The 21424-nt window shown below is 60.4% G+C and carries 26 protein-coding genes and 1 pseudogene; 13 read left to right on the top strand and 14 right to left on the bottom strand.

The window, feature by feature from the left end; translation table 11 throughout:
- Window positions 1-51 precede the first annotated feature (51 nt).
- Entirely contained in the window at window positions 52-2247 is a 2196-nt protein-coding gene (locus N5D45_RS01915) for a hypothetical protein (RefSeq protein WP_279938404.1), read from the bottom strand.
- A gap of 180 nt (window positions 2248-2427) precedes the next feature.
- Between N5D45_RS01915 and nudI the strand changes: the two genes are divergently transcribed.
- On the top strand, window positions 2428-2859 hold the full coding sequence (nudI, locus tag N5D45_RS01910; RefSeq protein WP_057502819.1) for a nucleoside triphosphatase NudI: 432 nt from the start codon (window positions 2428-2430) through the stop codon (window positions 2857-2859).
- Window positions 2860-3097: 238 nt separating this feature from the next.
- Here nudI and N5D45_RS01905 read toward each other — a convergent pair whose 3' ends face one another.
- On the bottom strand, window positions 3098-3676 hold the full coding sequence (locus N5D45_RS01905; protein ID WP_279938403.1) for a DUF3693 domain-containing protein: 579 nt from the start codon (window positions 3674-3676) through the stop codon (window positions 3098-3100).
- Between the two features lie 139 nt (window positions 3677-3815).
- On the opposite strand from N5D45_RS01905, the gene N5D45_RS01900 reads away from it, so the two are divergent.
- The 8 genes from N5D45_RS01900 (at window position 3816) to N5D45_RS01865 (ending at window position 9126) form a co-directional block, all read left to right on the top strand.
- The gene (locus tag N5D45_RS01900; RefSeq protein WP_279938402.1) at window positions 3816-3980 is read left to right on the top strand and encodes a hypothetical protein; all 165 of its coding nucleotides are present in this window, start codon (window positions 3816-3818) and stop codon (window positions 3978-3980) included.
- On the top strand, window positions 3977-4138 hold the full coding sequence (locus tag N5D45_RS01895) for a hypothetical protein (protein WP_279938401.1): 162 nt from the start codon (window positions 3977-3979) through the stop codon (window positions 4136-4138). The genes N5D45_RS01900 and N5D45_RS01895 overlap by 4 nt, the downstream gene beginning before the upstream one ends.
- A gap of 262 nt (window positions 4139-4400) precedes the next feature.
- Window positions 4401-5279: an inovirus-type Gp2 protein gene (locus N5D45_RS01890; RefSeq protein ID WP_279938413.1), complete on the top strand. Its 879-nt coding sequence runs from the start codon at window positions 4401-4403 to the stop codon at window positions 5277-5279.
- Window positions 5276-5566, top strand: coding sequence for a single-stranded DNA-binding protein (locus tag N5D45_RS01885; RefSeq protein ID WP_182267807.1), 291 nt, complete (start codon window positions 5276-5278; stop codon window positions 5564-5566). Before N5D45_RS01890 ends, N5D45_RS01885 begins: the two co-directional genes overlap by 4 nt.
- A gap of 243 nt (window positions 5567-5809) precedes the next feature.
- Complete coding sequence (locus N5D45_RS01880; RefSeq protein WP_279938400.1) at window positions 5810-6064, top strand: hypothetical protein; 255 nt, start codon at window positions 5810-5812, stop codon at window positions 6062-6064.
- 156 nt (window positions 6065-6220) lie between these two features.
- Window positions 6221-7558, top strand: a complete 1338-nt coding sequence (locus tag N5D45_RS01875) for a hypothetical protein (RefSeq protein ID WP_279938399.1) — start codon at window positions 6221-6223, stop codon at window positions 7556-7558.
- On the top strand, window positions 7558-7887 hold the full coding sequence (locus tag N5D45_RS01870; RefSeq protein WP_182267810.1) for a DUF2523 family protein: 330 nt from the start codon (window positions 7558-7560) through the stop codon (window positions 7885-7887). The genes N5D45_RS01875 and N5D45_RS01870 overlap by 1 nt, the downstream gene beginning before the upstream one ends.
- A 3-nt stretch (window positions 7888-7890) precedes the next feature.
- Window positions 7891-9126, top strand: a complete 1236-nt coding sequence (locus tag N5D45_RS01865; protein ID WP_279938398.1) for a zonular occludens toxin domain-containing protein — start codon at window positions 7891-7893, stop codon at window positions 9124-9126.
- 12 nt (window positions 9127-9138) lie between these two features.
- Here N5D45_RS01865 and N5D45_RS01860 read toward each other — a convergent pair whose 3' ends face one another.
- Window positions 9139-9492 carry a hypothetical protein gene (locus N5D45_RS01860; protein ID WP_279938397.1) on the bottom strand — a complete coding sequence of 118 codons (354 nt, stop codon included), beginning with the start codon at window positions 9490-9492 and terminating at the stop codon, window positions 9139-9141.
- A gap of 70 nt (window positions 9493-9562) precedes the next feature.
- Window positions 9563-9901, bottom strand: a complete 339-nt coding sequence (locus tag N5D45_RS01855; protein WP_279938396.1) for a DUF3653 domain-containing protein — start codon at window positions 9899-9901, stop codon at window positions 9563-9565.
- Window positions 9902-10105: 204 nt separating this feature from the next.
- Between N5D45_RS01855 and N5D45_RS01850 the strand changes: the two genes are divergently transcribed.
- Window positions 10106-10486, top strand: a complete 381-nt coding sequence (locus N5D45_RS01850) for a DUF3653 domain-containing protein (RefSeq protein WP_279938395.1) — start codon at window positions 10106-10108, stop codon at window positions 10484-10486.
- A gap of 562 nt (window positions 10487-11048) precedes the next feature.
- On the opposite strand, the gene N5D45_RS01845 is transcribed toward N5D45_RS01850, so the two are convergent.
- The 9 genes from N5D45_RS01845 to N5D45_RS01805 form a co-directional block, all read right to left on the bottom strand.
- On the bottom strand, window positions 11049-11735 hold the full coding sequence (locus tag N5D45_RS01845; RefSeq protein WP_279938394.1) for a TraX family protein: 687 nt from the start codon (window positions 11733-11735) through the stop codon (window positions 11049-11051).
- Window positions 11732-12916, bottom strand: coding sequence for a zonular occludens toxin domain-containing protein (locus N5D45_RS01840; protein WP_279938393.1), 1185 nt, complete (start codon window positions 12914-12916; stop codon window positions 11732-11734). The genes N5D45_RS01845 and N5D45_RS01840 overlap by 4 nt, the downstream gene beginning before the upstream one ends.
- Entirely contained in the window at window positions 12913-13233 is a 321-nt protein-coding gene (locus N5D45_RS01835) for a DUF2523 family protein (RefSeq protein WP_279938392.1), read from the bottom strand. Before N5D45_RS01835 ends, N5D45_RS01840 begins: the two co-directional genes overlap by 4 nt.
- Complete coding sequence (locus tag N5D45_RS01830) at window positions 13233-14459, bottom strand: virulence factor TspB C-terminal domain-related protein (protein WP_279938391.1); 1227 nt, start codon at window positions 14457-14459, stop codon at window positions 13233-13235. Before N5D45_RS01830 ends, N5D45_RS01835 begins: the two co-directional genes overlap by 1 nt.
- Window positions 14460-14727: 268 nt before the next feature.
- A complete protein-coding gene (locus N5D45_RS01825; protein WP_279938390.1) occupies window positions 14728-14970 on the bottom strand; it encodes a hypothetical protein in 243 nt (80 codons plus the stop codon).
- A gap of 240 nt (window positions 14971-15210) precedes the next feature.
- Entirely contained in the window at window positions 15211-15507 is a 297-nt protein-coding gene (locus tag N5D45_RS01820) for a hypothetical protein (RefSeq protein WP_049447980.1), read from the bottom strand.
- A 73-nt stretch (window positions 15508-15580) separates the two neighbouring features.
- On the bottom strand, window positions 15581-16330 hold the full coding sequence (locus N5D45_RS01815) for a hypothetical protein (RefSeq protein WP_279938389.1): 750 nt from the start codon (window positions 16328-16330) through the stop codon (window positions 15581-15583).
- Window positions 16320-16490 carry a hypothetical protein gene (locus tag N5D45_RS01810; RefSeq protein WP_158229538.1) on the bottom strand — a complete coding sequence of 57 codons (171 nt, stop codon included), beginning with the start codon at window positions 16488-16490 and terminating at the stop codon, window positions 16320-16322. The genes N5D45_RS01815 and N5D45_RS01810 overlap by 11 nt, the downstream gene beginning before the upstream one ends.
- A complete protein-coding gene (locus N5D45_RS01805; protein ID WP_082587821.1) occupies window positions 16487-16726 on the bottom strand; it encodes a hypothetical protein in 240 nt (79 codons plus the stop codon). The genes N5D45_RS01810 and N5D45_RS01805 overlap by 4 nt, the downstream gene beginning before the upstream one ends.
- A gap of 163 nt (window positions 16727-16889) precedes the next feature.
- Here N5D45_RS01805 and N5D45_RS01800 point away from each other — a divergent pair, with 163 nt between their 5' ends.
- Window positions 16890-17312: a DUF3693 domain-containing protein gene (locus tag N5D45_RS01800; protein ID WP_279938388.1), complete on the top strand. Its 423-nt coding sequence runs from the start codon at window positions 16890-16892 to the stop codon at window positions 17310-17312.
- A 237-nt stretch (window positions 17313-17549) separates the two neighbouring features.
- A pseudogene (locus tag N5D45_RS22550) lies at window positions 17550-17732 on the top strand (hypothetical protein); the annotation flags it as partial.
- A 576-nt stretch (window positions 17733-18308) separates the two neighbouring features.
- Here N5D45_RS22550 and N5D45_RS01795 read toward each other — a convergent pair.
- Window positions 18309-19085: a hypothetical protein gene (locus N5D45_RS01795; protein ID WP_032966761.1), complete on the bottom strand. Its 777-nt coding sequence runs from the start codon at window positions 19083-19085 to the stop codon at window positions 18309-18311.
- Between the two features lie 2171 nt (window positions 19086-21256).
- On the opposite strand from N5D45_RS01795, the gene N5D45_RS22545 reads away from it, so the two are divergent.
- Window positions 21257-21385 (top strand): type VI secretion protein, encoded by a 129-nt coding sequence (locus tag N5D45_RS22545; RefSeq protein ID WP_001260374.1) that lies wholly within the window; start codon window positions 21257-21259, stop codon window positions 21383-21385.
- The last annotated feature ends 39 nt before the right edge of the window (window positions 21386-21424 follow it).

The raw sequence follows: 21424 nt of genomic DNA, 5'->3' as shown, positions 1-21424 counted from the left end.
TGCTCCCGTATACGCACAGAGGCCGCGAATGGATGCGGGCTGCGGGCCTTCTCAGTCTGAAGAGCCGGCGGCGCTCGTGCCCTGGCTTGCTGGCAGCAGGGAAGGCTGTTGATCAAACCACTCACGTGCCTTGGACAGATGCCATTGGCGCCGGTCACCGTCCAGCTCGATGCCCGCACCCAGCAGTCCCCAGCGCAGGTAGAGATCGCCGCGTTTGCGCTGTTCCAGAAGATCCAGCCGCGCGCGTACCGACAGGCGATCATTCTCGGCCTGCAGTCCATCGATGACCAGATGGCCAGGGCGCCAGCGCAGCGTCGCCTGTGCCTGCACCTGGCCGGAATCGAGGAGGGACAGCGTCCAGCGTGGGTAGTCGGTGCGCTCTGCGAACAGCGCGAGCAACGGACGGGCATCGCTGAGATCCAGATCCGTGGTGGCATCCACCTGGAATGGCGACTGCGCATCGATACGGCCGCGTTTGAAGGCCGCGCGGCCTTTCCAGGCGGTTGCGCGCTCCGTACCCGCCACCTGCACGTTGCGTAGCTCGACCGTGGTGCCGGACAGGTCGAAATGACGCTGGTTGAAGTCGCCCCGGCGCAGCGTTGCGTTCACGTCCACATCGCCGCCCATGTCCAGGCCGGCGACCTTGGCGCTGGTGTTGCGCCCCTGCAGGCGGGCCGTGCCATGGCCAACGCGGCCATCGGTATCGAGGGTGGCATCACCGCTGAGTGAGCCGGTGCCGCGCAGCAGGCGCACCTGTTTTGAACCGAGATAACGGTTGTAGGCCGACAGATCTGGAATGGTGGCTTCGCTGAAGCTCAGGTGCGCGCGCACGCCCTTGCGCAGCTCCTGCAGGCGACCGTCGCCGGTCAGATCCAGCGCCAGATCACGACCATCGAACAGCCGAACGTCCTTGGCATCGGTGGGACGCGCGGTGAAGCGGGGCAGGCGGACGGCAAGCAGGGCCAGATTTGGAGCGCCTGACTTCAGTTCCCCGTGCGCGCTGGCGGCACCGGCAAGCCGGACGCCGGCGACCTCGGCAACTGCTTCGGCAGAGGGAATGTCCACCGTGCTGCCTTCGCTCAGCTCGCCGTTGCGCAGCCGCAGGTCGGCCTTCAGTGTGCCGCCGCCGTCCAGTTGCAGCCACGGCTTGCGGACGAACAGGGCAGGGATCCAGTTGAGTGAGGTGAACGTCCATTCGCCGCGCACCGTGCCGGAACTGCGCTCCAACAACTGAGCGAGGTCCTGGAAGGGGATATCACGGCCTGTGATGTGCAGGTCCGCGTCCACTTCGCTGCCTGAGCCGGGCTTTGGCGGCAGGCGGGCCTGCAGGCGCAGGTCGTTGGCCACGTTGAGCTGCAGGGCCAGCACGCCGCGATCGGGGGCGCCGTCACCCAGATAGAGCGGCACCTGCCACAGCGCGTGGTCCTTGGGCTGCAGTTGGCCGTCGATCAGGTGCAGCGCCAGCTGCAGGCGGCCGGGCACGGGCGCGCTGGAGATCTTCGGCTTTGTGACATCCGTATCCATGCGCAGTCCCTGGCTGCGTGCATCAACGTCCAGCTGGGCATGCAGGATCTTCAGTTTGGCGAGCCCCGGAGCCTGGTCCCGGTAATGACGCGGATAGCTGAAGCGTGCGGCAAGGTTCATGTCATCCAGCACCTGCACGCCATCGAAGCTGGTGTCCGCACCCTTGAACGTGACGGTTGAATCGAGCAGTTCCGAGGGGCCACCGCGCAGCTGCTTGATGAAGCCGACCGTGCCCTGGCCCTTGCCGATGATCAGCAGCTTGCCGAAACGGGCGCTGCGGATGCTGTCGCTGTGGATGGCATCGAAACGCAGCGTCCAGCCCTGGTCGCTGCGCGGGGGCGGCGGAATGGCCTCGTCAACGCGGCTGATCTCGGCCGATACGCCCGTGGCCTGCAGGCGCGGAACCCGTACTTCGCGCCGGAACAGCGGCAGGACTGCCAGCCTGGCGCTTGCCCGGTCGGCATGCAGCACGTAGACGGTGTGGTTGACGTGGCCGCGCATGTGCACGTTCCAGGCGATCACGTGGCCGGGCAGCAGGGTGATGGCCGGGCCCGTGGTCATCACGAACTTGTGCGGCTTGCGGTTGGTGACCTGGTCGAACAGTGGCGTGTTGAGGAAGATGTTGCCGGCCAGGAGGTAGGCAACATACAAGCCCAGCAGGATGTAGATGGCAATGCGCCGTCGCCGGGGCAGGTGATGTACGGGCGCAGGAGGAGGGGACATGAACCACTCGAACAACGAGGACCCCCGCACTATTGCGAAGTGACCGGCGGCAGCATGTGAAGCCGGCGCGCCGCTCAGATTCGTTGTGGCCTGCCACACTAAATCAATTGCAACCCATCGGGATGCCGCCGGGTTTCATACAATCCTTCCGGCATCTGCCCAACATCCAAGGAAGACCCTGTGAGACAACGCGTCATCGTATGCCCGCTGATCCAGAACCAGGGCGCCTATCTGCTGTGCCGCATGCCGTTGGATCGTGGTGCATTTCCGGGCCAATGGGCACTGTCCGGCGGTGGGCTGGAGCCCGACGAACGCATCGAGGAAGGCCTGCGCCGGGAGATCCGCGAAGAGCTGGGGCACGCGCTGCAGATCGGTGCCGTTCAACCATGGACCTTCCGCGACGACATCCGCACCAAGCTCTATCCGGACGGTTCCAGCGAGCAGATTCACATGATCTACCTGATCTTCGACTGCGAAGCACTGAACCGTGACGTTACGATCAACGAAGAGTTTGATGCCCATGCCTGGGTGGAACCGAAGGATCTGGGTGCGTACGACCTCAATGCGGCAACCCGGATCACGCTTCTGGCGAAGGGGCTGCTTTCGAGCTAGTGCAGAAAGGGGCGCCAGGTTGAGATGGAGGGCCTGCGGCAGCGGACTGCCATAGACCATTAACGTGACGTGTCACGCCGGACGGAAATCACGTTCCTGTCATGGCACGTGACCGGCCGATGCAATTGGAGGCGGGAGAACGATGAAGGTCCTGCTTTGGGCGCCTACAGCTTTGTTTGCCTTGCTGTCATTGAGAGCGTTGGCTTTCGTTGCCTATCAAGGACTGAATGGAGCCGCCTTAGAGGAAGAGATCATTGTCGCGGGGGGCGGCTTGGTCTGCGGCTGGATCGCTTGGGTCATGTACAAGACCCTGATCGGACGATGGAGAAAGCCGTAGCTGCCAGGCAGCGAGGGGCACGCTGGCTTCTTGGCTTGGCATAGCAAGGCCGGTGATTGAGGCCAGCGGTACGCGAGCGTCCTCGGAGAGGCTTCGAACATAATATACAGAATGCGGCTGATCGGAGCCGGAAAAGCCTTCTGAATCAACGGCTTTAGCGCGGGCGGCGCCTGGCGCTGCGAACACTGCCAGCACCAACACTGCGGCGACCGCGCTCAACCTGTCCAACGCGAGACGCCACATTTTCCGTTCTGCCGGGGAAGTGGCGCGTTCGGCGTGCAGCCGTGCCGTCCACATTGGGCCGTCGAGCTTTGCGATCTCGCAAATCTGCGCAATTCGCTCATCCGGTACCGGGTAGAGGCCATTTCGCCATGCGCTGATGACGGCCCTCGTAATCCCGAGCTTCTGGCTCAAAACATTGTCCGACGGGACTCCGGCGCCCTTTTTGGCGGCGTCGAGCATTTCCTGAACGGCGGTCATGTCTTAGGTTCCCTTGACAGGCTTGTATTAGGGCAACTATACATGCCGCGTGTCATAGCTTGCCTAGACACCCCGCCACCGGCACCCCAAGGCCGCTGGCGGGCTCCCTTGGGGCGGGGCTTGGGGATGGGGTAGGGCAATGGATGCGTTTGTCGGGGTCGTTCTTGCTGGCTGCATTGCGGCCGTCTCCTTCGGGCTGGCGCTGATTCCGCGCCGTCTGTCTGTCGCACTGGCTGCGACTCGTTCCAACCCGCCCGCTGAGGCTGCGCTCGTCGCCCAGGCACTGGCCGAGGTGCGTCGATGATCCCGGCCCCGCCCACCTTCATCACTGCACCGGTCGTCCAGGTGGTAGGCGATCCGCTCGATCTGTTCCTGCGCATCAACGTGATCGCGTTCGGCGTGTTCGTTCTCTGCGCCTGCGTCGCTATGTGGGTTGCCGACGACCGCGAGGGTGGCCGATGAGTGATTTCGAACACTTCGCTGGGATTGTGGGCGGCTGGATTCTTGTCTGCGCCTTCGTGGCATGGCTGAACGCCAACGGGAGGCGCAAGAAGTGAGCGCCGTCCAGCATCTGCAATGCGCCTTCTGCGGCAACGTCGCGACCTACCTGTTCAAGGGCGGTTGCTGCTTTGAATGCACCGAGTCGGACGGTCGCATTGAAATCCCGCCGACTCCTGTTGACCCGCGCTCGCCAGAGTTGCGGGCATTCGACCTGTCCGTGGCTATGGACAGGGCAGGGCAGCGCAGCGTCGAAATCGCCAACGAAGATATGCGCCGTTCGCAGCGCGCTTCTGGCACGTCCCTGCAAGAGTATTTCCGTGTCGGGGAACTGCTTAAGGGCGACGGCCGCGCAGCGGCCGACGCCCTTGGGCTTGTCTATTACAAAACAAGTGACACGCCGGTCCGTCTTGGCCGGGTCACCATCGAAATTGATCCCCTTCTTGCGAAGGCGCAACGGCTGCGAAAGTCCGTCATTACTGGAGCACGGCTTCATGACCAAGAGGCGCAAAAAGGTTCGCGCCGTGGCGCGTGGTATTTCCTCACGCTCACCTACCGAGACGGAAGCGATAGCAGCCCTCGTGACGTTAGCGAGCTACTTAAGCGCATGCGCGGCTTCTTCAATCGAACTCGAGATCGGCGAGAACGGTGGAAAGGTGAAGTGTTCCGTTACGTATGGGTCGGTGAACTCACTCAGCGCCTTCGCCCCCATTACCACGTAATGGTGTGGGTGCCTAAAGGCATGTACTTCGGCAAGGTCGATCAGCGCGGCTGGTGGCCTCATGGCTCCAGCCAGATCGAGAAAGCCCGCAACTGCGTTGGGTATCTCGCGAAGTACGCCAGCAAGTTCACCAGCGTCGTGGCAGGCGCATTTCCCAAAGGATTCCGAACCAGTGGCGTCGGTGGACTCAATGAAGAGTCCAGGCGCGAACTGCGTTGGTGGAAAGCACCGAAAGAGGCCCGCGAGGCGCTCGGCGGTGAGGCGGACATCCGCAAGATCAAAGGCGGGTGGTTCGACAAGGCTACCGGGGTGTTCTGGCCGTCCCCGTGGAAAGTCACATTCGCATTCGGCCGGACAATAGCTTGGAAGGTGATCCCAATATGAAAGTTGAAGTCATGACCGATCAGGTCGAAACCCGTTCGTTCCCCGCTCGCGACGGCAAGGCTGCCGTCCATTTCCGTGAGCAGAAAGCTGCCGTGCTTCGTCCCGGAGATTTCCCGCTCCCGTTCAAGCTGACGCTGGATGACGACCAGCAGCCGTATAAGCCCGGCACCTACGACTTGTGCCCGACCTCGCTGGAAAGCAACAAGTATGGCGGCCTCGATTTCGGTCGTCGGATCCGCCTGCTGACACCGTCGCCCACTCCGGGCGCGGCCCAGCCGAGGGCGTAACCCATGAATGGGCCCACGCTCTACCTCGCATGCGACTCGTCCGACTACGACGTGGCGACGGGGCAGTGTGCCCAGCCGTACTACGCCTTACCGCCCAGCTTCATTCCATACCTCAGCTACACAGATGGCATTCAGATTGCTGGCGCCATCGCCGGGGTGTGGGCGGTGGGTGTAGCAGCCCGCGTGTTTATCCGCGTCGCGGATCACGCAACCCCGTAGCAGTACCCAACCAGAGAGAGATCTATGAACCGCAGTGATATTTCGTTCCGCAATCTGCCCGTCGCCGTGAAGAAGGCGCGTTCCGCCATTGCCAAGGGTGCAACCGCCGTTGGCGGTCTCGCGATGTCTGGCATCGCCTTCGCCCAGGACTCCGGGCTCGGCGCCGCTGCTACCGCTGAAGTCGGCGGCATCAAGACCGATGTGACCGGCGTACTCAAGGTACTGATCGGCGTTTGCTTCCTGCTCGTCGCCTTTACCTACCTCAAGCGCGCGAAGTGATCCACCGGGGGGCTTCGGCCCCCCATTCTTTGGAGGTTTCATGGACGGTTACTGGATCATTATTGCCGCTCTCGGTGCCTTCTGGCTTGGGTTCTCAAAGGTATGATCCGCTGCGGCTTTCAGTACGGCACAGCTTCCGTGCCAGTCAGCTTGTCGATGCTCGTCGTCGTCATGATCTGTCTTGGGTTTTCAGTCGTTCCGAACTTGGCAATGGCTCAGGCACAGCAGTGTTCAAGCACTTCTTCAGGTTGCGATCAAGGCGTGGCGTATGCGGCATGCATGTCGGAATTGAAGTCGTATATCGGTTCTCGCGAGTCGTTGGGCGAAGTTTTTCGCAACGTGCAGTGCACCGTTGGTTCTCCTACTACGTTTCAAGCTCGTTTCGAGAATCGCCTAAATAGTGGCAGTTGGAGTCCAGGCATCTACCGCACGTACACGTGGGGCGGGGGCAATTGCTCTGCGCGTCTTGACGGTGACGTGGGGATGATCAACGGAACAATGTACAGCGGTGGTGTTTGCGATCGAGGATGCAAGGTTCAGCCCAATCTGTCCGGTGGAAGTGACTTTTCTTTGCGTGAGAGCGGGAACCCTAACGTCATTAGCATCAAGTCAGGCACGTGGCGTGCGACTGGTGAGCTTTGCAGTGTTGACAGCACCCCGCCGAAGCCTGAAAGGAAGGACGAATACTGTCATCAGACCGGTAACTACACCGTTTGCAAGTCGAAGGAAAAGACGTGTATCAGCACCGCAAGCGGCTTTCGTACCTGTGCGAGTGACACGGCGAACGAGAAAGGCCACACCGCGACGAACAACCCGCGCACTGAGGCAGCAAGCATCAGTTCGCCGAACACGCCTCCCAATCCGCCTACGAATCGCCCAGGTGAGGATTGGAAGCCTAGTGGGCCGTCCACCAGTGTGACCAACAACAGCACAGGTAGCACCACCAACACTCAGAACTACAACAACCAAGGCACGCCCAATGGCAACCAGCCCACTCCCGGTGACGGTTCCGGACCCGGTAGCGGGGGCAGCAACGGCAATGGCGATGGTGATGACGGCGGTAGCAAGCCGGACTATGGCTCGGTTGGCGGGGATGGCAAGTGCACCGGCAGCTTTACATGCAGTGGTGGTGATCCGGTTCTTTGCGCCATTGCGCAGCAAACGTACAACCAGCGTTGTGAGGCTGAAGCCCGCTGGGGCGATGGCGAGGGTGGCGGAACGTTCCCCGGTGATGGCGACGGCGGAGCAGGGCAGGACCCAGACCCTAAGAAGTCCCTTCGCACTGCCACACCTTCTCTCAGCATGATCGATAAGGGTGGCTTCTTCGGTGGCGGTAGCTGCCCACAGTTCGCTGTGGCCGACACCAGCTTCGGCCCGTTTTCGTTCAATGACGTTGATTTCTGCAAGTTGATCGTTCTGGCGCGCAATTGCTTGATGTTTCTCGGCGCGTTCATTGCGCTCGGAATTCTGATGGGCTGGCAGGGGAAAGACTGATGTTTGAGAAGCTGACAACCACTCTCGTTGGTTTTGCCGCCCATCTTCTAGGTGCGCTGAAGGTTGCCGCAAGCTTCATCTTTGCTCGCGTCCTGGCTGCAGCTGGTTTGACGTTCGTCAACTACAAATACGTTCTGCCTGACGTCAAGCAGTTCGTTGCCGAACAGGCAGGTGGAATGGATGGCTCAGTCGTGCAGCTGGCGGGTGCGATGGGAGTTGATGTGTTCATGACAATGATTCTGTCCGCATTGGTTGCCCGCGTCGGCATGCGGGCATTCATTGCGGGCATTGAGCAGATTCAGGGCATGATCAACGACGCAGGGGGTTAAACGATGCTCTACCAATACACGGGACAGCCGGGGCACGGAAAGACCGTCCTTGCGATTGAATCCGCACTCGAAATGAAGGCCAAGGCTGATAAGCAGCATGAGTCTGACCCGAAGAAGCATCCGCTTCGGGAGCTTTACGTCTGCAACGTTCGCGACTTCAATCATGGCGCCTGTGGCGCGCTTGATCTGACGCCGCAAGAGCTTATGAACTGGCACGATGATGCTCGTTTCGACAATTCCATCATCCTTGTCGATGAGGCATACGAGCACGGCATGTTCTCTCGTCGTCCACCTGGGCGACCTGTTCCCGAGCACGTCAAGCAGGTCGCCAAGCACCGGCATCGCGGTATTGACTTCATCATGATCTGCCAGTCGCCCAAAAAGCAGATGGACGACTTCTTACATGATCTGATTGAAGAGCACTACCACATTCGGCGTCGTTTCGGCCTTCCCTTTGTTCACGTAAAGCGATGGGACAAGTTCGAGGAAAAGCCCGATAAGGCAGTGCCACTGACCACCAAGCGTCGCGGCTACCCGAAGCACGTCTTCAAGCTCTACACCTCGACCAAGTACGACACGAGCGAAAAGCGAGTGCCGTGGTTCTATTGGGCTGCCATTGCCATCGCTGTTTTCACCGCGTTTAGCGTCTGGCAGTCGTACGGGCAGATGCGTAATCGGTTCTTCGGCAGTCCAGAACCACAAGAGGAAGCCGTTAAGCGGGTGCGAGCGGACGGAGTGCCAGCGACGGCCGCGAAGCCAGCCGCGCAGGCGGCGTCACGTCCTAAGGATCGAGGCACCACTTCTGACTATGTTGAAAGCCTGATGCCTCGTGTTGCTGCCCAGCCTTGGTCAGCGCCAATCTACGATGCGGCGTTGTCGGTTCCCGCCGAACCCCCACGCTTGTTCTGCATGGCGGCGGGCGAGGGCACTGATGCCATGGGCGAGCGTCAGGGGGAGTCGTGTACCTGCGTGACGGAGCAGGGCACGCGCTACACCGTCACTTTCGATACCTGCACGATGATTGCGAGGCACGGTCAATATGAGCCGTACCGCAAGCCTGACCGGTCTTCCGGCGCGCTTGGTCAACCGTCCGCGCCTCAGCAGCCGGCCGCTCCGCCCCCTGGCATCGCCGGCACTGCGATTAACCGCGGGAATCGGTCCATGGGAACTTTTCCTGAGTCCCCAGCGTTTGAGTCGGGCACATCAATGACTATCGGCACCGTGCCCACGCAGCTTTGATTTCGTGATGTGTTACGGGCACGAACCGGATTGCACCCAGCCGTTGTCTACTCGTTGTAGGCGTGTTTTTCCGACACAGCGTTCATCTGGCTTCAGGGGCGCTGGACGGTTTGCAGCTTCGAACTGACGCTGCTGTTCTGCGCTTACGCGCCTGTGTTCCTCAGCCTTCGCTGCGAAGCCAAATGGATCTGGATCGTTCGCCGATTTGATGAACTCGGCCACGGCCTGATTGGCTTGTTCCTCGCGTTGCTGCTCGATGGCATAGCCCATAGTTCCCAGCACCGTGCACGTGACCAGCCCGCATGCGCTCAGGCCCAGGAACACGCCAAGTGCAATCTTCCATACCAATCCGTTGTTCGCTGCCATCGTGGCCCCCTGTGTGCGTCCTGCGCGCATTCTAGCCGGGGTGTAGGGGCAGCGCCCCTACGAAAGCGCCTCACACGCGCTGGCGGCGCTTCGGCCCCGGTACCGGCAGGACTGCTGCTGGCGGCTCGGCGTCGGGGCCAGCCATCGCGCCGGATGACCGCTTTTCCCGGCGCTGTGCCAAGGCATCTGAGAGGTTCACCACGCTGGCGGCGTTGAAGGACAAGGGTTTCCTTGGCTTGCCGATCGCGCGGCCGCTCTCCATCATTCGACGCCATTCCTGCGCTTGCGCAGCGGTGAGCGACAGCCAGGCCAGATCCTGCGGCTCAAGCTCGCGACCCTCGGGCGTGACCAGTCGGCCACCCTTAAACGAAAAACCGGCCCAAGGGCCGGTCAGTTTCCGATCACGCACGATCAGGCTCCATGCCAGAGTAGGTGCCGGGGCAGCGGCAAGAGACGTGCCAGCCACCCCAAGATGATCTGAACATAATATACATTATGCGAAATCATGGATCGGCCGAATCCGAGCCTTCGTCTCTTCCGCTTGGCAATGGCTGGGCCTCTGGCTCGGCTCTTGCCTGCGGCCTGGGACCCCGGCCAAGGATGAGATCGCGGCATGATTGAGTTCGACCCGCACCACCGTATTGACTTGACCGGCCCTTGGGCCGGTTTTTCTTTCCTGGGCGACCGTCTGATTACGCCCGAAGGCCGCGAGCTGTTGCCTGAGGACCTAGCCTGGCTGTCGCTCACTGCCTGCCAGGCGCAGGAATGGCGTCGGATGATGGAGGCTGCCCGCTCGGCACCGTCGATCGACAGTTCCAGAAATGTGCGCAATCGGAACGCCGGCATTCGCCATCATCCTGCCACTGTCGTCAATCTCCGGGATGTGGTGAGTAGACGCAAAGAGCGTTCGGCGGTGGCGATGGCTGGCCCTGACGCCGAGCCGCCAGCAGCAATCCTGCCGGTATCGGGGCCGAAACGTCGCGAGCGCGTGTAAGGCGTTTACGTAGGGGCGCGGCCCCTACACCCCGGTCACTGCTCGCGGCAGCGCTGCCAGCCGCCTGCGGGCGAAGACACCTGTTCCCATCCGTTGGGGAGCTTTCGGAAGGCCTGGCCGCCAATACAGGCGAGTCCAGAGCGCTTGGAAGCTTCGGACCCGAGCGAAGGAAGCCCGACGACGCTATCGGAAGGACCAGGGCGACCGGCGCGGCGCGCCTCATCTGAAAGCACGCGGGCTTCGAGATGCTCGCAGTACGCCTTTACGCCAGGATGCGGATGGTTCGGCCAGGCCAATTCGTGACAATTAAGCGGCGTGGTGGTCTTTGACATCGAGTTATAAGCAGGCTTTGGGGCCGCAGGAAGAGGCTTCGGCCTGGGGCCGGTAGCCGACTGCAGCTGCGCTGCGGCGGGGAAAGCGAATGCCAGTAGCACGAAAAGGAAGCCAGCGCGGATATCCATACCCTACCCCTGTCAGGTTTGATTACTCCGACAAGGCTAGCGTCGCTTGAACGCCCGGTCCATCCATCGGGCAAACCAGTAATGCAGGTCGAAGAATCTGCTCATGCGCCGACTATAGCCGCAAGCACGACCAAAAGCGCCAGGTGGCCCACGTAATACGCGTAGAAGGCCCGGCCTGATCGTGGAATCCGTGCCGGTAGTTCGCCCAGGACGATGACAGGCAGGGCCAACAACGCCCAGCCGTTGCCGTTGTAGAGGCAGAGCAGACCCATGCAAGCCCATACCCAGATCGGCAGCACCAGGTAGAGGCGTTGGCGACGCCAGTCCCAAGAGCCGAGCAGAGAGTGCGTGCGCCTTCCATGATTTTTGAACCACGCCCAGGCCGCCAGAACGAGCCATACGCCGGGCCAAGCGTAGTCAAGGACAACGGGAGCCGCGATACACAGCAGCACAGCCAGCGCCCACTGGTGGCGTTCCAGAGCCCAAATGCAGCCGGCCGCGGCGGCGAACGTCAGCAGCACGTTGAACGGCAGCGCCTGGCCGAATGCCAGTACAGCCGCGGGAGTGGCAATCAACCCCCAAAGCGCAAGGCGCCGAGCAGACTTCCCCGCATCGGCGCCAGGTTGCGCCAGGTTGTAGGCCATGACCAGGGCGAACACAGGGAACGCAACACGACCGAGCTGGAACACGACTGGGACGTGACCAAGGCCGAACACGGTCACGATGTGATCGCCGGTCATCAGTACCAGGGCGAGCCATTTGAGCAATTCACGCCCGCCACTGGTCATAGCCGATTCTCCCCAGGTGGCGTGGTGAGGTAGGTGCCTGACTGTGGCTGAGGTGATTCAGGGAAAGTGCCCATGGCACGAGGCTGGCGCTCCACAGCGACGCCCTGCCCGCGCTGCTCGATCTGATCGAGAGCACGATTAATCTGCGTCTGACCATCCACAAGCCTGTTCTCACGCCGAGGCAGATAGGGCTCGTACTGGCCGCGTCGCGCGACGTAACGGCACGTCGGTTCGTCGAGGTCGTAACGGCTACCCTGCTCCGTCACGCAATTGCAGCTGGGTTCGTCGTGACCACCGAGACCATTCTCGCCACCGAGCGACGACATGCAAAAAACGCGCGGCGGCTCGCTGGGGACGCTGAGCGCATCGTCATACACGGGTGCGCTCCAGGGCTGAGATGGGACACGCGGTAGGAACTTGTCGACGTAATCCTTTAGCGGTTGTGCCGACTTTGCCGCCACCGCTCCGCCCGCCGTCGCTGACGCTCCGTCGCGCGGAGCGCTGACGCCACTGGCACCACCTGGTGCGGGAAGGTCGCCGGCGCTCATGCGCTTATCCATTCGCCCGAACGCGACGTAAAGCATCACCACCGCAGCCACAATCAAGATCGGAAGCGCGATGTAGTACCAGGGAATCTTGCGCTCGGTGGTGTCAAGTTCGGTGGACTTGTACATGCCCATCGGACGCTTCGGGAGCGTCTTGCGCTTGATCGTCAAGGGCGTGGCTTTCTCTGCCCGCGCCTCGAACTTGTCGAACTCGCGGAGGTGCACAAACTTCGTTCCGAAGCGGCGGCGAACATGTACGTGACGTTCAATCAGGTCGTGTACGAACTGATCGCACTGCTTGTCGGGGGATTGACTGACGAAGATGAAGTCCAAGCCCCTATGCCGATGCTTGGCAAGCTGCTCCACGTGATGCGGCACCTTCGCACCGGCTGGCCGCTTGGGGAGCATGCCATGCTCATAAGCCTCATCGACCAGGGCGACAGCGCCATCAGGAAGGAAGTTCGGCCAGTCGCGGAACTGATCCGGCGTCATTTCCAGAACGCCAGTCTTGGCGTAGTCGAACTCGCGAATGTTGCACGCGTAGACGATTCGGCCCTGATCCTTGAACTCAAGTAGGCGCTCGATGGCGTGGAGTGTCTTTCCGTGCCCAGGCTGGCCGGTATACCAATAGATCATGAGCCCGCTCCCAGCTGGTCAGCGACAGCCTTCGGCACGATGAAGACCTTCCACGCCATGCGGACCGTCAAGGCGGAGAGGATCATTGAGAACGAAATGCCGACGCCCAGGTAATTGAGCATCTGCATTGCAGGCCCATCCAAGCCGCCGACAAACTGCATGACGAACTCTTTGAGTTTGGGAAGCAGTCCATTGAACGTGACCGTAGTCAGTCCGAACGTTGCAAGCCCCTTGCCAATCAGGCCAGCCGCAGCGTCTTTCAGCTTGCCGACCAGCGACGTTGTCGCGTCAACGATCCAGTCAGAAACCATGCCCATCAGAAAGCCGCTCCCATAAGAATGCGAATTGCGGTGTATGCACCGAAGATCAAGATCAAGGCGCGCAAGATCGCCGCGATGCGGCAGAAGTATGGAAAATCAGCGGAATTAACAGTCTTGCCCATGATCGTGATTGCGGGAGGCTCAGGACACGTGCCGCCACCACCGAACATGTTGCTCGTATCGAGATTGCTGGTTGAAAGCCCGATGCCCCACTTCTTGGCGCTGGCAACGTCGGCCGCACCGTCACCAATCGGCGTCACGTCCCCCCTCCCCTCCAGCACATCGGCCACGCCATTGCCGTTGGCGTCCCCGTTCGTACCGCCTTGCCCAGGGGTGTCCTGCTTTGAGGCGAGTTTCTCCACGGCGCAGGCAGAGCGCCACTGCATCAGGAGCTGCGTGTACTCCATTGCATTGCACTTCTCGCCGGTGCAGGTAGGCATGCCCGACTGGGAGCAATGGCCGCCGCTAATGTTGTTGTTGCGTCGGGTGTTGCAGTCGATTCGCCACTGAATTCGTGCCTGACCACACATGATGGGCGACCCGCTACATGACGGGGGTGAGTCGCATGTGTCACCGCCGGAAAAGCTCTCAGGATCGTCAGTATCCGGCTGGCCGTCGTTGTCCTTATCCCTCTTGCACGTCCCATCGGCGCCGCGCACCTCACCCTGGGCGCACTGACCATCACCAGGAATGCAGTTACCGAGCGGGCTGCGGATCATTCCCGCTGGACACTCTTCGTCCTTTTTCTTGCATGAGCCAGCGACAAGCGCCATGCCATCCGGGCAGGGCTTCTCATCAGTGCAAGCATTGCCGACCTTGACCTTGCCCTCCGGGCACTCGGGCTCAACGGGTTGGCAGACACCAAGCATGGCGTTCCAAACCATGTTCTTGCCTTGGGCACCACAATCGGGTTTCTTTTCGCACATCTTGCCGTTGGGCGAATATGTGGTGGTGTCGTCACCGTTATCACGATAAGAGACCTCACAACCATCAATACAACGCACAGATCCAGACGGTGGAAAGAACTTGGTCACCTTACTTGGCTCAGTTGAACATCCGCGAGTCCAAGTGTAGTAACGATAGAGACCGCTCATCCATGAGTCAGACGGTCGCGACTTGTACTGAAAACTAGACTCGTAACTAGCGGCGCCAACAACCTTGCAAGTTAAATTCTGGCTGGAATAGTCGGCGCGAAGCGCAACATAGTTAGCCAGTTCGGACATGCAAACTGAGTACGCCTTACCCTGAGTACAGGCATCACTCTGGCGCGCGCACTGCTGTGCAGACTGCGCCATGGCAGGCATCGGTACAGCGAGACCTGACAACAGGTAGCTGACCAGGGCGAGCAGGTAACGGTGCATCACACGCCCTCGAAGGCAATCCAGCATGCCCCGCAGAATGCAACGATCACGAAGTACCCCATGACACTTCTCCCTAATAAAAAGGGGGCGAGCGTTTCCGCGCACCCCCGTGAGTGAACTTGCGCCCCGATCAACCCTTGGCGGCGCGCTTGGTGAAGGCCCACACCACCAGGATGCCCAACAGCAGGGCGATCGCACCGATCACGATTGCCATGTCTGCATTGCCCTTCGAGACCTCGGCAGCGATGGCGGCACCGGGGGACGTGCTGCCCGAGGCCAGGGCTGCGCCCGATGCAACCAGGGCAGAGGTGCCGGCGCCGATCTTGGTGAAGGTGGAGGCGCCAAAACGGCGCAGGGTGTTCATGTGCTTCATTGCGGTTTCCTCGTCATCAGTAGACCCCTATGCGCGCAGCGCGGAATACGAGGCGCGCCTTCAACCCAATCGCCCAGGACAGAACAATCGCTCCTGCAACGAGGGTTCCATCGGCCAAATCCAGGGGAGGCAGAATTGGCTGGTGGTATGGCATCCAGACCGGCACCGAGCACGTGCCGTCCTGCTGCACATTCTCAGCAGCGCAACCGACCACGTAGAGAGGTGCCGGGCCGGACATGATCAGGCCGCCTTGTTAGCCGGCTGCGGCTTAGCGCCTGCCGGATCAACCAGGGTCATGCGGCGAGCGAGTTCGACACCGAAACGGCCCGGTACCAGGTCCGTGGTCAAGTCCCATTCCTTCACCGCGCCAACCGGATAGCCCTTGTCCAGGCCATCGACTTCGACTTCGATTTGGATGCGCATGGCTTCGGTTTCGAGCGTTGCACGCTGGCTGTAAATCGGCTTCTGCATGCCCTTGCTGGTGGTCACGGTGCGGGTTTCGACGGCGGTATTGATCGTGATCTTCGGAGCGTTCATGGGTTCGATTCCTTGGTCTGTTGGATTGGCGTTGTCGTTTCGTCGCTAGCAAATTTCGGGCGGTACTGTGGGGTCAAGCTAAGTCCCCCCCTACCCCCCCGCAGGGAGACGTGGTGGACCGCTTGTTGCCCCGTTGCGCGATGCTTGCATCAGTCCGCCCGGTGACCAGGTGTCGCCCTGGCCTGTCGGATCGCGTGTTGCTGTCGCCTGCGATCAAGGCGTCTTGCTCTGGGCGGCGCGTGTAGTCGATGGGCGGCGGGTTCCATGCCCCGAAGTTCCGCGAGAAATCGACCACACCACCTTTCGTGACGTACTTGCTTACGTAGCCTGTAATGTCTGCCTGGCTGCGCGGCGCTTCGATCCGATTACGACCGAACTCCCGGTACCACCATTCGTGCCACTCGTAACGGCTGGCGAGACGGTTGAGGTCATCGGTAGGTGCAGCTGCAACGGCGTGGAAATGGAGGCGGCCATCGCGGTGGAACTCCTGCCCGCGTGCCCACTGAATGCCGCCGTGCCAGCGCGATGCCCACTTGGGGCCGTAGATGCTGCGGTTGAGGCAACTGACGAAGTAGCGGAACGCTTTATCAGCCGCTTCCTCGTGCATGCCGCCTGTTCGACTGGTCTTACTGAGCTTGAACGTGAGCGTCCAAAACTGTTGCCAGGGAACGCGCTGGAGTAGCTCGGCGTATCCCTGCGCTTGGTAATCAACGTGCCGCAGCTGGTGCAGCAGTTCAGCGTCGCATCCGTTGCCCGGAGGGTCTGTAGGCTGCCCCCGCACAGGTAGCACGGACTGTTGGGGAAATGACTGTTCATCGGACATTGCCCTTCCGCCGCTTGAACCAGTGACGAAGTGCCAGCCACGCCTGCTCAATCACGATGGAGAGCAATGCCACTCCCAGCCAAACGGCGATGAGCGCGGCACACCCCGCAAGACCCATATCGAACTCCGCCAGTTCGGCGAATGAGGGAAACCTGCTCATGCGGCGCGCTCCTGCTCTTCAGCGAGTTCAGCAGCGGCGAGCAGGTTGCCGCGTTTGGTGGCTTCGATTTCCATGCGGCGAAGGTCAACTACCGCCTGGGCAACAAACTGGCTTTCGCGTGCAGTGCGACCAGCGGACAACGCACGCCGATCAACACACCACGTCACGAATTTGGCTAACCCCAACGACACGGCTGCGATACACCCCAGCAGCACGGCGAGAACAAGTGCGTCCATGTGCCCTACCCCTCCCCAAGCCCCAAGGGGCCCCCGGGCGGCCTTGGGGTGCCGACCGGGGGTATCGGCTACAGGCGTAGTCGATGGGGCGCACCATAACCGGCTACACCTGTAGCCGTCAACACCTGTAGTCTTCGCCCGTAGTCAACGGGTGGAGACGGTCATGGACTGGGTAGAGTTTTTCGAGAAGACGCGACAAGCAGCAGGCGTTGAGAGCTTTGCGAAGCTCGCGCCGAAGCTCGGAATTTCTGACGGCGCCATTTCTCATTACCGCACCGGGAAGCGTGTTCCACAAGTATGGGTTGTCGCGGAATGCTTGAAGATTCAAGGGCATCCGCAGCCGGAGAAAGCGGCAATCCAGATCATGAAGTCAGAGGCCCAAACCTCGCCGGAGCGACACTTCTGGAAGAGACTGGCGGCGACCGCAATGGCGGTGATGCTGGCAGTTGGGTTCGCCCTACCCCATGACGTCCAGGCAATGCCGCAGCCCGGTAACGCCTTGCACGATATACATTATGCGAAATGGCGTGCCCATCGAATCTCGAGCCTTGTTGGCTCCGCCCGGCATTCCGACGCGCGAGCCTGAAGACACTGAAGGCGCCTGACTGCCACAACGGAAACGCCCCAGATCCCACAGCTGTCCGCCCGTATTTCCCCACAAGGACGCCCGCGATTTCCAGATCTCCCCCAAAGATGCCCTTGATTCCTGGATCCGCACCTAAGACGCCCTCGATTTCTGGCTCCACATCCAGCTCGCCCTTGAGTTCCCAACTGCGCACCTGATCGGTCAGAGCTTGTCGCCTGCACTTCCCAGTTCCGCCAGTCGCGACATTGGTCGCAAGAACAATTAGACGAGATCTCGGGCCTGAACGTGCGAACAGTTCAGCGGGTTGAGCAGGACTACAACACCGCGACTTCCCTGGGTGACGCGCCACGCCCCGCTCCACCTGCTCAAGCGCGTCGCTCGCCCCCTGACCAAGCTTTGACCTTAACTGGGCGTCGGTGACTCCCTCCCGTTCTGGTCGGCATCTGGGCCTTGTAGCGGCTCAAGCGCTGAGCTATAACGCCTTAGCCAGTCGCTATAAAGCGCCGGTGTTGTGCCCGCATAGCCAATAGGCTCCGGGTGCCCGAGGTCCACCCAATGGGGGCACGGGAATCCTTCGATTCCGGAGCCATCCATGACCGCCAAACGCCGCAGATCCCTTCGCACTTCTGCCTTCTACGCCCAATCGGGCCGTTGCTTCTATTGCGGCCTGCCGATGTGGCTCACTGCACCCTCAGAGCTCGGGCTGAAGGCCAGTAAGGCCCGAGCCTTTCAATGCACCGCCGAGCACCTGGTGGCCCAACAGGACGGGGGCAGAGACGTGTCCGGGAACGTGGTGGCCGCGCATAGCCGGTGCAACCAGGGCAGGCACCAGCGGAAGGGACCAGCCCCTTCCGCTGAAGCGTTCCGGGCGCTGGTTCAGACGCGGCTGGCAATGGGGAGATGGTGGTCCCGACTGCCATCAGGGATTGCACGTGCTTCCGTATGGCCAATTGAATTGAATCTTTGCAAGGAATCGGCAGCTGCTTGCCTGATTCGCTAGTCCACACTAGTGGCGCCCGGTTGCGGTGCTAGAACGGCGAGTCTGCTGCGAAATGGTCGCGCATTGGGCCTAACAAGGTCTGCGACCCTGTCAACACGTCCGAGAATTCCACCTGTCGCCACCTTCTCGTTCCAATATCGTTCCATCCACTCGGCTTTATCCAGGATCTTACCCGGAGCGCCTAGCAGCCTCTTGGCGATGAAATGCCGGATGAGAGCGGCCTGGCTATCGAGAATCACGACGCCCGCCCTTGGATTAGAGTCATAAGCGCTGTACGAGATCAGATAGTGGACATAGTGGCGGTCTGGCTCTTCGTCATCCCACGTCAACAGGTTGCTTAACCCCGCAGCGCGAGCATCCGATCGCACCTCTTCGCTCACGAGCACCATGGGATTGCGTGCTTCCTTACATTCCATGCGATAGGCGTCCAGCATCGCCGGTCCGAAGATCATCTGAGAATCATGATGAATGCTTCCAACTGTGAGCCCTCCACGTATCAATATATCAACCACTAGCAGGTTCTCGGCCAACATTCTGATGCAGCTCAGGATGTCGGCAAGGCCAGCAGGAGAGCGGCTGCTTGATATGACGATGCAGTCGCTGAAGTAAGTGAACAAAAGTCCTGTTGCTGGGTTGCAGCACGCTGTGTTCTTTAGTCTGTCGATGGCCTCTGCTATTTCATCAAGCTTGCTCATGTCGGCTGCCGACTCTTGGACAAGTGCGGAGAACCCGAGCATGTCGATGAAGGCGACGTACTTATCTTGGTAGAGCATGAAGAACTCCTTAGATGGTCGTGCCCATGGTGCCGAGGGCGGTTCCATTTGACCAGCGGGTGCGGGGCACGTCATAGGCCATGGAGCAATGTCAGCGACCTGGCTCGCGCACTAGTCTCGCAGAGGCTTGTTACGGCGCATCTTCGCATCGGATAGAAGCGAGCGAACGAGAGAGTTGAAGTCCATCCTGGCCCTAAAAGTTTCCTTCACCCTTGGTTAAACGAATGTCCGCTTTCGGTCAGAAGCGGACCAAAGTAGCCGGTGCTCTTCGCAGCCCGTACGCGACTTGGAGTCATATCATCAATCTGTATCAGGGCTCAGACCTAAGTGCCTGATGGTCCAATTCAGCGACACTATCCAGCTTCGGCGTCATCGCACACTTCGGGATACAGCCAGCGCGATCCGCTTATGGAACCAAACCGCACTGTGCCTTACTCTTAAGGAACATTGCCAACGGCAACCTTCGGCAATTGAATTTAGAGAATCCGGGCGGTTCATCCCGCGCGGCCCGTTAATGTCTACAGCTGTGGAGTTGTGAATGGCAGAAGATCAAGGTGGTGAAGAGGTAATTAGGGAGATAGGGAAGGCGCTAGCCCTTGCGTCTGAGCTTGATCCACAAATTGTTAGATCGCTTCGCTCCGCGATTGTTCAGGCGATGTCTGATTACGAGGACGACACGAATGCACAAGCTGCAGCCGCACTTGCGGCGGTTCTCGATTTTAGACCTGTGACGACCCAAGACGCCCTCTCGCAAACCTTGGGTGAGATCGGGAAGCTGGTCCAAGGTCTCACCGGACTGGAGGACGTTCATTACACTGTTGAGACACCAGAAGGTCGCCGAGTTCGCTCAATCCGGTCACATCTACCAACTGTATCACCCCAGCGTTTGACGGATCACGAGCAGGCAGATCTTGAGGCCTATATCGCTCGATATCTGCCACCGGACGACCCTCGCGAGGAACACGCGCCACGAGGACCGCGACTGTGACGATCAGTAAGTTAGCAATCCTCAACGCTGTGAAAGCAGCCATTTCGCGTGCTAAGGCGAGCGGGTCTCCCTACGCGCAAGGAAAGGCTTACGAACTTCGGGTGCTGCTTAGGCTTCTGCGAATCATCGATAGTGCGGGCTACAAGCTCACGTGTACCCCCAAGATGGCAGGCGTCCTGACGTTTGGAGGATCTCCATGCAAAGCAAACCATCCGGATCACGATTACATCAGTGGATCTACGTCTACTGAGAAGCTCGAGATTAGGATTTCAGTGCAGGTCACCACACTAAGCCATAGCTGGAAAGGCACGACGGTGGTCAAAGCGGCTGACCGTCACGAGATTGACGTCGGTGTATATCGTCCGATTAAGACCCGTCGCTATCCCGCATTTACGGAGTTACTTCTTGGGGTCTCGTGCAAGACTGGCGGCTGGAACAAGGCGTACGTCCGCGAGGCGCTAGGTATGCGTAGGGAGCTAGGATTCCTCACATCACCTAGGACGAGCTTGACGAGCTCAGCTCCGTGGTTCATCGCAACAGTTCCCTGCGATCCTCCGGTTCCCTTTGCCTTGTACGCGACCAACGCTGGGTCCGCCGTGTATGCGTCGTTGGCAGCTTTGGGGCTCTACGTCGAGCACTACAAGGGGTAGCGGAAACAGGCTTTGGAGTACGGATCAACTCAGGTGTGTCGAGAACGATGCCCGCTTTGGGTCGAAGGCGGATGCCATCACCGGGCCGGTCGCCGCCCAATGTCCGCTTCCGGCCAGAAGCGGACATCCACCCTGCCCTCGATAAACATCCCAAATCCACGGACGACCTTGGTCTGCTTTGGCCTTCTGCCTTAGGGCCAGACCTGAACTTCGATTTCAGCCCCTAGCGTATTTGACTCCCGCGACCTAGATCTCTCCTAGATCCTTGAGCAGGGCTTGCCCCTTCTGCAGAAACCCAACTAGCAGTCGACCTCCCTCTCTGTTGCGGGCAACTTCAGCAGCACGTAGGGGACTTCCGCGTTTCCAGACTTTACGAAACACGGAAACCGAAGACCATTCATGTTGTTGCTCAGGTCGCAGACGTTTTGCAGCAGCAGTCGCTTCACGTTCGCTCGCGTATCGGTGATTCATTCTGCTAACCAGTAAGGCAACCCCGCCAGCCTAGCCGGGTCCTCAACGACAGGAGCACGATCATGCGCACCCGTGGCCAGGACCCAACGCTGCCCGAGATGCGCCGCGTGCGGCTGCTGGAGATGGCGGACGCGATGGATATGTTCTGCCAAGGGTTGGTTTGCGCATTCACAGTTCTCCGCAAGAATTGATTGGCTCCAATTCTTGGAGTGGTGAATCCGTTAGCGAGG

It is taken from the genome of Stenotrophomonas sp. GD03819, assembly GCF_029841665.1.
In the GTDB taxonomy this organism is placed as follows: domain Bacteria; phylum Pseudomonadota; class Gammaproteobacteria; order Xanthomonadales; family Xanthomonadaceae; genus Stenotrophomonas; species Stenotrophomonas geniculata.
This window is presented reverse-complemented; position numbering and strand designations above follow the sequence as displayed.